At 64.2% G+C, this 12032-nt stretch carries 11 protein-coding genes; 8 read left to right on the top strand and 3 right to left on the bottom strand.

What is annotated here, in order from left to right; all coding sequences use genetic code 11:
* The first annotated feature begins 268 nt into the window (after window positions 1–268).
* The 6 genes from pcaF (at window position 269) to IC66_RS0125110 (ending at window position 6986) form a co-directional block, all read left to right on the top strand.
* The gene (gene pcaF, locus IC66_RS0125085) at window positions 269–1477 is read left to right on the top strand and encodes a 3-oxoadipyl-CoA thiolase (protein WP_038949492.1); all 1209 of its coding nucleotides are present in this window, start codon (window positions 269–271) and stop codon (window positions 1475–1477) included.
* A gap of 137 nt (window positions 1478–1614) precedes the next feature.
* The gene (locus IC66_RS0125090) at window positions 1615–2508 is read left to right on the top strand and encodes a dioxygenase family protein (protein ID WP_038949493.1); all 894 of its coding nucleotides are present in this window, start codon (window positions 1615–1617) and stop codon (window positions 2506–2508) included.
* A gap of 93 nt (window positions 2509–2601) precedes the next feature.
* A complete protein-coding gene (gene pcaH / locus IC66_RS0125095) occupies window positions 2602–3303 on the top strand; it encodes a protocatechuate 3,4-dioxygenase subunit beta (protein ID WP_038949495.1) in 702 nt (233 codons plus the stop codon).
* The gene (gene pcaG, locus IC66_RS0125100) at window positions 3304–3906 is read left to right on the top strand and encodes a protocatechuate 3,4-dioxygenase subunit alpha (protein WP_038949496.1); all 603 of its coding nucleotides are present in this window, start codon (window positions 3304–3306) and stop codon (window positions 3904–3906) included. It begins immediately after the preceding gene.
* Window positions 3907–4157: 251 nt separating this feature from the next.
* Window positions 4158–5846 carry a methyl-accepting chemotaxis protein gene (locus tag IC66_RS0125105; protein ID WP_038949497.1) on the top strand — a complete coding sequence of 563 codons (1689 nt, stop codon included), beginning with the start codon at window positions 4158–4160 and terminating at the stop codon, window positions 5844–5846.
* Window positions 5847–5894: 48 nt separating this feature from the next.
* Window positions 5895–6986 (top strand): phosphotransferase, encoded by a 1092-nt coding sequence (locus tag IC66_RS0125110; RefSeq protein WP_028139625.1) that lies wholly within the window; start codon window positions 5895–5897, stop codon window positions 6984–6986.
* A 189-nt stretch (window positions 6987–7175) separates the two neighbouring features.
* Here the strand turns inward: IC66_RS0125110 and IC66_RS0125115 are convergent, their stop codons facing one another.
* From IC66_RS0125115 to IC66_RS0125125, 3 genes are read right to left on the bottom strand one after another with little or no spacing between them, the layout of a single operon-like run.
* On the bottom strand, window positions 7176–8732 hold the full coding sequence (locus IC66_RS0125115; RefSeq protein ID WP_038949498.1) for an MDR family MFS transporter: 1557 nt from the start codon (window positions 8730–8732) through the stop codon (window positions 7176–7178).
* A 17-nt stretch (window positions 8733–8749) separates the two neighbouring features.
* Entirely contained in the window at window positions 8750–9913 is a 1164-nt protein-coding gene (locus tag IC66_RS0125120; RefSeq protein WP_028139627.1) for an HlyD family secretion protein, read from the bottom strand.
* Window positions 9906–10388 carry a MarR family winged helix-turn-helix transcriptional regulator gene (locus IC66_RS0125125; RefSeq protein ID WP_038949499.1) on the bottom strand — a complete coding sequence of 161 codons (483 nt, stop codon included), beginning with the start codon at window positions 10386–10388 and terminating at the stop codon, window positions 9906–9908. Before IC66_RS0125125 ends, IC66_RS0125120 begins: the two co-directional genes overlap by 8 nt.
* A 156-nt stretch (window positions 10389–10544) precedes the next feature.
* Here IC66_RS0125125 and IC66_RS0125130 point away from each other — a divergent pair, with 156 nt between their 5' ends.
* A complete protein-coding gene (locus IC66_RS0125130) occupies window positions 10545–11039 on the top strand; it encodes a Fur family transcriptional regulator (protein ID WP_038949500.1) in 495 nt (164 codons plus the stop codon).
* Window positions 11040–11074: 35 nt separating this feature from the next.
* The gene (locus tag IC66_RS0125135) at window positions 11075–12028 is read left to right on the top strand and encodes a DMT family transporter (protein ID WP_028139630.1); all 954 of its coding nucleotides are present in this window, start codon (window positions 11075–11077) and stop codon (window positions 12026–12028) included.
* The last annotated feature ends 4 nt before the right edge of the window (window positions 12029–12032 follow it).

A 12032-nucleotide genomic window follows, 5' to 3' on the forward strand; every position in this document is an offset into this window, starting at 1 on the left:
CGCCACATTCCGGTCGTCATTCCGGGATGCGCCGTCAGGTGCAGGCCCGGAATCCATAACCCCGGCTCGTGGTTATGGATTCTCCGGTGCGCAATTGCGCACCATAGCTCGCGACTTCGTCGCGCCCCGGAATGACGACTGAGTTTCATGGTCATCGGTCGAATGCGCCACCCGCGAAACCGTCAATTGACCTGCTGCGGGCGCCCTCCTAAAACTCCGGCGTCATTGAAGAATTCTGGCCGAACCGCGGCATTCAGGGAGAACAACGATGCGTGACGTCTTTATCTGCGATGCCGTGCGGACCCCGATCGGCCGCTTCGGCGGCTCGCTCGCCAAGGTGCGTGCCGACGATCTTGCCGCTGCCCCGATCAAGGCGCTGATGGCCAAGCACCCCAATCTCGACTGGGCGCAGGTGGACGAAGTCTTCTTCGGCTGTGCCAACCAGGCCGGCGAGGACAACCGAAACGTCGCCCGCATGGCGCTCCTGCTCGCAGGCCTGCCGGATTCGGTTCCCGGCCAGACGCTCAACCGGCTCTGTGCCTCCGGCCTGGATGCGGTCGGTGCGGCCGGCCGCGCCATCCGCTCCGGCGAGATCGAGCTCGCCATTGCCGGCGGCGTCGAATCCATGACGCGTGCGCCGTTCGTGATGGGCAAGGCGCAGGAGGCCTTCTCGCGTTCGGCCGAAATCTTCGACACCACGATCGGCTGGCGTTTCATCAATCCGTTGCTCAAGGCTCAGTATGGCGTCGACGCCATGCCGGAGACCGGCGAGAACGTCGCCGAGGAATTCCAGGTCTCGCGCGCCGACCAGGACGCCTTCGCCATCCGCTCGCAGCAGCGCGCAGGCAAGGCGATCGCGGCGGGCTATTTCGCCGAGGAAATCGTCCCGATCACGATTCCCGGCGGCAAGGCGGGTCCCATCACCGTCGACAAGGATGAGCATCCGCGTCCGGAGACCACGCTCGAAGGTCTGGCAAAACTGAAGCCGATCGTGCGCAATCCGGGCACGGTGACCGCCGGCAATGCTTCCGGCGTCAATGACGGCGCGGCCGCGATGATCCTGGCCTCGGAAGCTGCGGTGAAGAAGCATGGCCTGACGCCGCGCGCGCGCATCCTCGGCCTTGCCTCGGCCGGCGTGCCGCCGCGCATCATGGGCATCGGTCCCGTGCCCGCGACCCGCAAGCTGATGGAGCGGCTCGGCAAGAAGATCAGCGATTTCGACCTGATCGAGCTCAACGAGGCCTTCGCCTCGCAGGGCATTGCCTGCATGCGCCAGCTCGGCGTCGCTGACGATGCGGATTTCGTCAATCCGCATGGCGGCGCCATCGCGCTCGGCCATCCCCTCGGCATGAGCGGCGCGCGCCTCGCGCTCACCGCCGTCCACGGCATGGAGAAGCGCGGCGGCAAGCTCGCGCTCGCCACCATGTGCGTGGGCGTCGGCCAGGGCGTCGCGATCGCGATCGAGAAGCTGAACTGACGGTCCACGCAGTGGACCGTCATCCCGGGGCAGCCCGAAAGGGCTGAACCCGGGATCTCGAGATTCCGGGCCTGGTCCTTCGGACCATCCCGGAATGACAGTGTTGGCGTTACGCGGGTCGCTTCAAGGACCGTCCCATGATCATCGAGCGCGAGCAGGACGTCACGGCCGCGGCACTGGCGGTGATGGAGCGGACTTGCGATCCGCGCATGCGCCAGATCATGATCTCCCTGGTCAAGCATTTGCACGGCTTCGTGCGCGACGTCCGCCTGACCGAGAAGGAGTTTCGCGATGCCACCGCTGTCATCGCCGAGCTCGGCAAGCTGACCACCGACACGCACAACGAAGTGGTCCTGATGGCGGGCTCGCTCGGCGTCTCCCCGCTGGTGTGCCTGCTCAACAATGGCGACCAGGGCAATACCGAAACCGATCAGTCGCTGCTCGGGCCGTTCTGGCGGCTGAACTCGCCGCGGGTCGAGAATGGCGGATCGATCGTCCGCTCCGAGACCCCGGGTGCGCCGCTATTCGTGAACGGCCGCGTCGTGGACAAGGACGGTCGTCCGGTCGTCGGCGCCGAGGTCGATGTCTGGCACGCCTCTCCGGTCGGCCTCTACGAGAACCAGGATCCCGACCAGGCCGACATGAACCTGCGTGGCAAGTTCACGACCGACCAGGATGGGCGCTTCTCCTTCCGTTCGGTGATGATGGTCGGCTATCCCATTCCGACGGGCGGCGTGGTCGGCCGCCTGCTGGAGGCGCAGAGCCGCCATCCTTATCGCCCCGCGCATCTGCATGCCCTGATCTTCAAGCCGGGCTTCAAGGTTCTGATCTCGCAGGTCTACGATCCCAACGATCCCCATATCGACAGCGACGTGCAGTTCGGCGTGACGCAGGCGCTGATCGGCAAGTTCCTGCGCCATGACGCGCCACATCCGACCGAACGCGAGGTTGCGACGCCCTGGTATTCGCTCGACCATGTCTACCGGCTCGAAGTCGGGGAAGCCGTACTGCCGCGTCCGCCGATCAAATAGGGCTCAAACCCGCTTCCCCCAATTAGTTATATCCTATAATGATTGGCGGAAGCGTTGTCCGGCCGGACCACATGGCCGGGGAGGAGTCTGCCCATGACATTCATCTATCCCACTGACAGCAACAAGGCGCATCCGCTGTCGCTGTCGCCCGATTACAAGAGCTCGATCAAGCGTGCGCCGAACAAGCCCTTGATCCCGATGCGCCATACGTTGTCGGAGCTGACAGGCCCGGTCTACGGCCACGAGACCGTCCGCGAAGGCGACAACGACCTCACCACCCAGCACAAGGGCGAGCCGATCGGCGAGCGCATCATCGTGCACGGCCATGTGCGCGACGAGGACGGTCGCGGCGTGCCGAACTCGCTGGTCGAGATCTGGCAGGCTAATTCGTGCGGCCGTTACGTCCATGTCCGCGACCAGCATCCGGCGCCGCTCGATCCGAATTTCACGGGGGCCGGCCGCACCGTGAGCGATGCTGCCGGCTACTACCGCTTCGTCAGCATCAAGCCGGGCGCCTATCCCTGGGGCAATCACCACAATGCCTGGCGTCCCGCGCATATCCATCTGTCGGTGTTCGGCCATTCCTTCGTCACGCGCCTCGTGACGCAGATGTATTTTCCGAACGATCCGCTGTTCCCGTTCGATCCGATCTTCAACTCGGTGCCGGACGAGAAGGCGCGGGCGCGGATGGTCTCCTCGTTCGATCTCGAGAACACCCAGCCCGAATGGGCGCTGTGCTACCGCTTTGACGTCGTGCTGCGCGGCAAGAACGCCACCCCCATGGAGAATCACTAAGTGCAGGATTCTGTGACGCCAGACGGGATCACCCCATCGCAGACGGTCGGCCCGTTCTTCAAATACGGCCTGACGCCGAACGGCGAATACGCCTGGAACGACGCGTTCACCAACTCGACGCTCACGCCAGACGTCACCGGCGAGCGCATCCGCATCGAGGGGCGTGTGTTCGACGGTGACGGAGTTGCCGTGCCAGATTGCATGCTGGAGATCTGGCAGGCGGACGCGCAGGGTCGCTTTGCCGACCCGCAGGACAAGCGTGCGCTGCCGAATGCGAGCTTCCGCGGCTTTGCCCGTTGCGGCACCGACAAGGACGGCAATTACGCGTTCGAGACCATCAAGCCGGGCACGGTGCCGGATCCCGATGGCAAGCCACAGGCGCCGCACATCCTCCTTGCGGTGTTCGGCCGCGGCATGCTGCGGCATCTCTACACCCGGATCTATTTCAGCGACGAGGCCGGCAACGCCGCCGACCCCGTGCTGGCGCTGGTGCCCACCGGGCGCCGCGCCACGCTGACTGCGGTGCGCGAAGCCGGCAAGCCGGTCTACCGGCTGGACCTGCGGCTCCAGGGCGACAACGAGACGGTGTTCTTCGACGTGTGAGGCAATGCGTGCCGGGGAGGCTTGATCCTCGGCACGCATGTCTCATCTGGCGCATCGAAGCCGAGGTTGCCTCCGGCCGAAACGATTCGCACGTGTGTGCGTCAGCCTCGCTGACTCAAATACCGATGGCTTGACGGCAAATTCCCGTAGTTATGCGGAGTTCGCGCGATACAATTTCGGCGCGAAGCAATCCCGTATTTACCGTATTCGTCTAGGGTGGCTGCAGTTTCGACGCCGCCCCGGATTGTTTCATGAAATTTCGTCTGTCCTTGTCCTCTGCGATCATTGCGTTCGGCATCGTTCTCGCCATCGGTTTTGCCGCCGTGGTTTCGACCAGCCTCTATGCCTTGAAAGAGCTCAAGGTCGGCGGTCCGCTCTACTCCGACATCAAGCTCGGCAACGACCTCATCGCGGACATTCTGCCGCCGCCGGAATATGTCATCGAGGCCTATCTCGAGGCGACGCTGGCCATGCGCGAGCCGGACCAGCTGGCGGCCCACGGCGAACGTCTGGTCCAGCTCCGCAAGGACTACGACGAGCGCAAGGCGTTCTGGGTCACCTCCAGCCTCTCGGCCGACCTGAAAACGGCGCTGGTGTCCAAGTCCGACGCCGAGGTGCAGAAGTTCTGGAAGGCGTCCGACCAGCTCCTGCCGGCGCTCAAGGCCAAGGACGCCGCTGCGTCCGAGCGCATCTATGCGCAGCTGAAGGACGCCTACACCGCGCATCGCGCCGTGATCGACAGCATCGTCGAGAACGCCAACAAGCAGAATGCCGCCATGGAAAAGCTGGCGGCGGACCGCGACAGCTCGATGCTTTATATCCTCCTCGGCGTCTCCGCCGCTGTCCTGGCTTTCGTTGCTGCGGGCCTGCTCGGCGTCGCCCTCGGCGTGGTGCGCCCGATCGTGCGCATGACTGATACGATGCAGAAGCTTGCGACCGGCGATCTCGCCGCCGACATTCCTTTCGCTGACCGAAAGGACGAGGTCGGCTCGATGGCGGGGGCGCTTGTGGTGTTCAAGCAGGCGGCGGTCGAGAATTCCCGCCTGCGCGAGGAGCAGTTGCGGCAGGAGCAGGAGGCGGCGCTCGCCAAGCGCTCCGCCCTGCACCAGATGGCCGAGACCGTCGAGCGCGAGACCGGCCGATCGGTCGACACCGCCGGCGCAGCGACGCAAGGCGTCGAGCGGGCGGCGTCCAGCCTGTCGGAGATCGCGAAGTCGCTCTCCGCACAGTCGCAGGCGGTCGCGGCGGCCTCCACCCAGGCCCTCGGCAGCTCGCAGACCGTCTCGGCCGCGGCCGAAGAGCTCAGCGCCTCGATCCGCGAGATCGCAAGCCAGGTCGTGCGGACCAGCACCGTCACAAAATCGGCTGTCGCCGGCCGCGAGCAGGCGCGTTCGACCATCCAGGCACTGGCCGGATCGGTGAAGAAGATCGCCGAGGTCTCCGACCTCATCGGCGGCATCGCCGGCCAGACCAACCTTCTGGCGCTCAACGCCACGATCGAGGCCGCCCGTGCGGGCGAGGCCGGCCGCGGCTTCGCCGTGGTCGCCGCCGAAGTGAAGTCCCTGTCCGACCAGACCGCCAAATCCACCGAGGAGATCACGCGGCTGATCACCGAGATTCAGGCCTCGACGCAGGCCGCGGTCGATGCGGTCGAGACCATGGGAGGCCACATCGTCGAGATCGACGGCGTGGCGACCTCGGTTGCCGCCGCAATGGAGGAGCAGGACGCCGCGACGCGGGAGATCACGCGGTCGATTTCCGAATCGGCGTCGGCGGCGAAGGAGGTCTCGGCCAAGATCGGCAATGTCAGCCGCGACGCCGCTTCCGTGAACGAGCGCGCCGCCGAGGTCAGGCAGGCGATCGCCGGCATGGCTGCCAATCTCGAACAGCTCCGGTCGGTCGTGGTGCGGACCGTGCGCGACTCGACCGAGGCGGCTTGAGCGCGGCATCGGACCGGCGGCTGGTGCGTGGGGTCATGATCGTGCAGTATGGCGCGGGACAGGGGCATCGTGAATTTCATGACACCTCCACAACTGCCTGATGTCGTTGAGCCCGCCCGACTGACGGCGGCACTGCGCAGGGGCGGCGTGCTGGATGCCGGCGCCGTGCGCGAGGTGAAGGTGCTGCATCAGCGCGACACCGTCGTGTCACATATCGTGCGTCTCGGCCTGCGCTATGTCGGCGAATCCGGCGGCGCGCCGCAGACACTGATCCTGAAGACGCCGCATGCCGATTTTGCCAAGACGCTCGCGCATGGTGGCCGGCACGAAGTGGCCTTCTATGCGAAACTTGCACCGAATATGCCGCCGGGGCTGGTGCCGCGTTGCTTTGACGGACAGTTCGATGAGGAAAATGTCAGTTGGCATCTGCTGCTCGAGGATCTCACCGATAGCCATGATGTCGCGGCCCAGTGGCCCCTGCCGCCGTCTCGCGAACAGGCGCTGGCGATCGTCACGACGCTCGCGAGCTGGCACGCGGCATGGTGGGACCACCCAAGTCTCGGCGACACCGTCGGCAGTTGGATGAGCGCCGATGATACGTCAAGGTTGATGGAGACCTTTGCTGGCCACTATGATCGTTTTGCCGATCTTCTCGGCGACCGCCTGAGCGAAGAACGACGCATCCTCTATCGACGGTTCATTGAGCAGTCGGATCGTTTGCTTGAGCGCTATCATTCCCATCGACATCTCTCTATTGCCCACGGCGATGCCCATACTTGGAATTTCCTCCTGCCGCGCGCGGACATCGCCGACACCGTGCGCATTTTCGACTTCGACCAGTGGCGCATCAACGTGCCGACCCACGATCTCGCCTACATGATGGCGACGCAATGGTATCCGGAGCGTAGGCAGACGCTCGAGCGCCTGCTGCTCAACCGTTATCATGAGACCCTGATCTCGCACGGCGTCAGCGGCTACACGCGCGGCGCACTTGACCAGGACTATCGCCGATCGGTGCTCTGGCACATCACCAAGCCGGTCTGGCAATGGAGCATCAACCTTCCGCCGCTGATCTGGTGGAACAATCTGGAGCGGATATTTGCGGCCGTGGATGATCTGGGCTGCGAGGAGTTGTTGTAGGGGTCGCGCCGCATATTCAGTGTCGTCCCTGCGAACGCAGGGACCCATAACCACAGGGAGACGTTTGGCGCGAGACTGGTAATTCAGAGTCTTCGCCAAACTACTCCCTGTGATTATGGATCCCGGATCTGCGCTCCGCTTCGCTGCGCTTGTCCGGGATGACAGTGGAGATTGGTGGTCGACCGCGTCCTACTCCAACACCGCATGTTCCGGTCCGGCCGCCTGCTTGCGCAGCGTGGCCTTGGTCGAGCCGATCAGCAAGGCGAGCGGGATGGTGCAGAGGATGAAGAACATCACCAGCTGATAGTCGTAGGCGAAGGCGATGATCTGCGCCTGCACGCTGACCATCCTGTCGGCCATGGCGCGGCCGGCGTCGGTGGACAGGTTGATCATGCCGCTGACGCTGGGCATCTGGAGCGCGTGGTTGAACGGGTTGATGTGCTCGGACAGGATCGCATAGGTCCGCCGCGTCCCCTGCGTCAATTGGGCGATGACGACGGAAATGCCGACCGAGCTCGCGACGTTGCGCATCAGGGTCAGCATCGCGGTGCCGTCAGTGCGCAGATCGTTCGACAGCGTCAGGAACGCCACGGTCGAGAGCGGCACGAAGACGAGGCCGAAGCCGAAGCCCTGGACGACGCTGACGGTGACGATCTCCGGCACCTGGGTCAAATCGGTCCAGCCGGTCATCTGGAACAGCGAGCCCGCGGTCAGCGTCAGGCCGGCGATGATCAGCGTGCGCGCCTCGAAATAGCGCATCATGCGGCCGACCAGCATCATCGCGAAGAAGGTGCCGAAGCCGCGGCTCGCCAGCAAGAGGCCGGCGGTGATGATGGGATAGCCGATCACGTTCTGCATATAGGGTGAAGCCAGCGCCATGGTCGAGAACAGCACGAGCCCCATCACGATCATGAACACGCAACCGGTGACGAAGTTGCGATCCCGAAACAGCGCGAACCGGATGAACGGCGTTGAGGTCGTGAAGGAGTGCGCGAGGAAGAAATAGAAGGCGACGGCCGAAACGATGAACTCCGCGAGGATCTCATTGGATTCCAGCCAGCCCAGCTGCTCGCCGCGGTCGAGCGCGAGCTGAAGCGAGCCGATCGCGACCGCCAGCGCGGCGAAGCCGAACCAGTCGAATCTGAGGCTGAGATTCTTGTCCGTCTCGTCCATGAAGACGATCAGCCCGAGCACGGTGATGAAGCCGAACGGCAGGTTGACGAAGAACACCCAGTGCCAGGAATAAGTCTCGGTCAGCCAGGCGCCAAGTGATGGACCCATGATCGGACCCATCATCACGCCCATGCCCCAGATCGACATCGCCTTGGCGCGTTCCTGGAGCGTGTAATAGTCGAGCATCACCGATTGCGACAGTGGCACCAGGGCGGCGCCGAACACACCTTGCAGCAGGCGGAACAGCACCATCTGGTTGATGTCCTGGGCGAGGCCGCACAGCACCGAGGCCATGGTGAAGCCGGCCGAGCAGATGATGAAGATGCGCTTGCGGCCGAAGCGGTTGGCGATCCAGCCGACCGGCGCCGTCATGATCGCAGCGGCGACGATGTAGGAGGTCAGCACCCAGTTGATCTGGTCCTGCGAGGCCGACAGCGTGCCCTGCATGTAGGGCAGGGCGACGTTGGCGATGGTGGTGTCCAGCGCCTGCATGATGGTCGCGGTCATGGCGCAGATCGTCACCATGTTCCGGCGCAGGCCGGGGACCATCAGGCTGGCATTGGGACCGGACATCGGATCAGTCCTTGCGTTCAGTCTTTATCCTGGCTCGCTGTCGCCGACAGGCCGAGCAGGCCGGCGAGCGAGCGCTGATGGCCGGTGTCGATGGTGGCGTAGACGCTCATGCCGGCCTTCAGCTTCCGCACATATTTGTCGGTCTCGTCGAAATAGATGCGGATCGGCACGCGCTGCACCACCTTGACGAAATTGCCGGTAGCGTTCTGCGGCGGCAGGATCGCGAATTGCGCGCCGGTGCCGGGCGAAAGCGAGCCGATCTTGCCCTTGAAGACGTGGTTCGGGAACGCGTCGACCTCGAGCGTGACGGGCTGTCCTTCGGTGACGTGGGTGAGGTCGCTCTCCTTCGGATTGGCGTCGACCCAGGGGTGGGCGACGTCGATGATGGAAAACACCGGCGTGCCGGCGGCGACATAGCGGCCGAGCTGGATTTGCTCGACCTGCGTCGCCACGCCGTCCATCGGCGCGCGCAGCACGGTGTGGTCGAGGTTCCGCTGGGCATCGTCCAGCTTGGCCTTCGCCTGGGCGTAGGATGGGAATTGCTCCAGCGGCAATTCGGGGTCGCCGAGCAGCTGCGTCTTGGCGTTGGAGAGCTGTTGCTTGATGTATTGCGCCTGCGCGCCGGCGGTGACCAGCGCATTCGAGGCATTGTCGAGATCGAGCTGCGAGCCGTAATTGTTCTTCACCAGCGCCTGCTTGCGCTCGACGTCGCGCTGCTTCAAATCGATGCCTTGCTGGGCAAGGCCCAGCATGTCGCCATAGATCTTGATGTTGGCGACGAGGTTGTCGTAAGTCGTGCGGGCCTGCGCGAGCTGCGCCTTGGCTTCGTCCACCGCGTGGCGAAACGGAGCGGGGTCGATCTCGAACAGCTCGTCGCCCTGCTTGACGGACTGGCCTTCCTTCACGACGACCTTCTGGATCTTGCCGGAGATGTCGGGCGTCACCAGCACCTTCTGCGCGCCGACATAGGCGTCGTCGGTGCCGACATAGCGGCCGCCATGCAGGTAGAAAGTGATGCCGCCGATGGCGGCGATGACAGGCAGCACGACCAGGAGCAGGAAGCGGCGGTAACGCCGCAGGCCGGCTACCAGGCGGCGGCGCGGATCGGTGCCGGCCTTCTTGGTGGGCTTGCCGCTGTCGGTCTTCTGCTCGGGCTGGAACTTGAGGACTTGGTCAGCCATAGCGCTGCTCCTTACGCGCCTGTTCCGCGCCGCTGGTCTGGATCGCGGTACGCACGTTTTCCTTGATGGTTTCGAGCTGGGCCAGGAGGCGATGGGCGTCCGCCGGCGTGATGCCGTCGAGCGCGTTGGCGGTGAGCTCGGACTTCAGCCCGCTCATCCGGCCCAGCAATTGCCGGCCAGCCTTCTTCAGATACAGGCGCTTGACGCGGCGGTCTGAAGGATCGTTGCGGCGCTCGATCCAGTCGCTGTCGCAGAGCTTGTCGATCAGGCGGGTCAGCGTGATCGGCTGCATCTCGAGCAGTTCCGCGAGTTCCGACTGCTTCATGCCCTCGCTGCGCTCGACCTTGGCCAGCACCGCCCATTGCGCCCGGGTGATGCCGAACCGCGATGCCTCCTTGTCGGCATAGACGCGCAAGAGGCGATAAAGCTCACCGAGCGTGAACAGGAAGTTCTGGTCGACGGACCCGCGGGTCATAAGCTTGGTCTCCAATAAGCTTGGAATATAATAAGCAAGCTTATGATTATTCCATGGCGGATTATCAGGATGCTGTCCCGCAGCGCGAGCATGGCTGGCAGCCGGTCGCAGGGTCGTGCTTTGGGTTCCCGGGCTCAAATGCTAGAACGTGGCCGCATGACCCTCGCAAAGCCGGCATTTCCCGCGCCTGACCACGATCACGGCCGCTGCACCGCGGATGCTCTGGCGCATGCCGAGGAGGTCTGCAAGCAGCGCGCTCAGAAATTAACGCCGATACGCCGTCAGGTGCTGGGGGCCTTGCTCTCCAGCCACCGCCCGCTCGGCGCCTATGAGGTGATCGACGAGCTTGCCAAATCGATATCGCGGCCGGCGCCGATCACGGTCTATCGCGCGCTCGATTTCCTGATGGCCAACGGCCTCGTGCACCGCATTGAAAGCCGCAATGCCTACCTCGCCTGTGCCGCCCACGACCACGACGCGACCTCGGCGGTGGCGTTCCTGATCTGCGAGCGCTGCGGCCTGGTCGGAGAGATCCCGTCGGCATCCTTCGCCGGGGATCTCAATGCTGCGGCGCGCAGCTCGGGCTTTGCGCCTAAATTGTCCGTGGTGGAGATCACGGGCGTCTGCACCCATTGTCAAAAAGCTGCATAGAGCAACAACGGCGCAAAGCCGGTAATCGGGAAGAGATGTCCTCGCCACAAGCCAACTATTCCGCCGCACGTCCCCTCAGTGCCGGCGCCATCGCCCTGATGCTCATGCTGTGCCTGACCTGGGGGTTCAACCAGATCGCGGTGAAGCTGGTGCTGCCTGACATTCCGCCGATGCTGCAGGCCACGATCCGCTCGGCGGGCGCGCTGCCGGTGCTGTTCCTCATCGGCACGCTTCGCGGCGTCAAATTCTTCGAGAACGATGGCACGTGGAAGCCGGGCCTGATTGCCGGGCTGATGTTCGGCATCGAATTCGTGCTGATCTTCCAGGGGCTGCGTCTCACCTCAGCCTCGCGCGCGGTGGTGTTCCTCTACACCGCGCCGTTCTTCGTCGCGCTCGGCTCTTATCAGGTGCTCGGCGAACGGCTTGGCGCCTCGCAATGGCTGGGCCTCGCCATCAGCTTTGCCGGCGTCGCCCTCGCGATTGGCGTGCCGCAGCCCAATGTCGATTCGCATGTCCTGCTCGGCGACCTCATGATCGTCGGTGGCGCCGCGCTGTGGGCGGCGACGACACTGGTCGCCAAGGGCACAAGGTTGCGGTTCGCCGCGCCCGAGAAGGCGCTGGGTTATCAGGTGGCGATCTCGATCCCGATCCTGGGACTGGCGGCATGGCTGTTCGGCGAGACCATCACGCATACCCCGGCGCCGCTGTCGCTCGGCCTGATGGCCTTTCAGGCGATCTGGGTGGTTGGAACCACGTTCACGCTTTGGTTCGCGCTGGTGAAGGCCTATTCGGCCAGCAAATTGTCGGCTTTTACCTTCATCACCCCTTTGTTTGGCGTCGTCGGTAGCTATTTCATCATGCACGACACGCTAAGCTTGGCGTTCGGGGCGGCTGCCGTCCTTGTAATTGCTGGGCTTTTTCTGGTTAACCGTCCCAGCCAAGTCGCTGCGGCGCCGCGCGATGCATTGCTGAACGTCACCAAAACCTGATATT

Origin of the sequence: Bradyrhizobium genomosp. III, from assembly GCF_000261705.1 — a bacterium.
In the GTDB taxonomy this organism is placed as follows: Bacteria; Pseudomonadota; Alphaproteobacteria; order Rhizobiales; family Xanthobacteraceae; genus Bradyrhizobium; species Bradyrhizobium ottawaense.

Excerpts from the sequence above, each read along its gene's own strand:
- IC66_RS0125110 (WP_028139625.1), top strand. The coding sequence starts at position 5,895 with ATGGCGCGGGACAGGGGCATCGTGAATTTCATGACACCTCCACAACTG.
- IC66_RS0125115 (WP_038949498.1), bottom strand. The coding sequence starts at position 8,732 with ATGTCCGGTCCCAATGCCAGCCTGATGGTCCCCGGCCTGCGCCGGAAC.
- IC66_RS0125090 (WP_038949493.1), top strand. The coding sequence starts at position 1,615 with ATGATCATCGAGCGCGAGCAGGACGTCACGGCCGCGGCACTGGCGGTG.
- IC66_RS0125125 (WP_038949499.1), bottom strand. The coding sequence starts at position 10,388 with ATGACCCGCGGGTCCGTCGACCAGAACTTCCTGTTCACGCTCGGTGAG.
- IC66_RS0125135 (WP_028139630.1), top strand. The coding sequence starts at position 11,075 with ATGTCCTCGCCACAAGCCAACTATTCCGCCGCACGTCCCCTCAGTGCC.
- IC66_RS0125105 (WP_038949497.1), top strand. The coding sequence starts at position 4,158 with ATGAAATTTCGTCTGTCCTTGTCCTCTGCGATCATTGCGTTCGGCATC.
- pcaH (WP_038949495.1), top strand. The coding sequence starts at position 2,602 with ATGACATTCATCTATCCCACTGACAGCAACAAGGCGCATCCGCTGTCG.
- IC66_RS0125130 (WP_038949500.1), top strand. The coding sequence starts at position 10,545 with ATGACCCTCGCAAAGCCGGCATTTCCCGCGCCTGACCACGATCACGGC.
- IC66_RS0125120 (WP_028139627.1), bottom strand. The coding sequence starts at position 9,913 with ATGGCTGACCAAGTCCTCAAGTTCCAGCCCGAGCAGAAGACCGACAGC.
- pcaF (WP_038949492.1), top strand. The coding sequence starts at position 269 with ATGCGTGACGTCTTTATCTGCGATGCCGTGCGGACCCCGATCGGCCGC.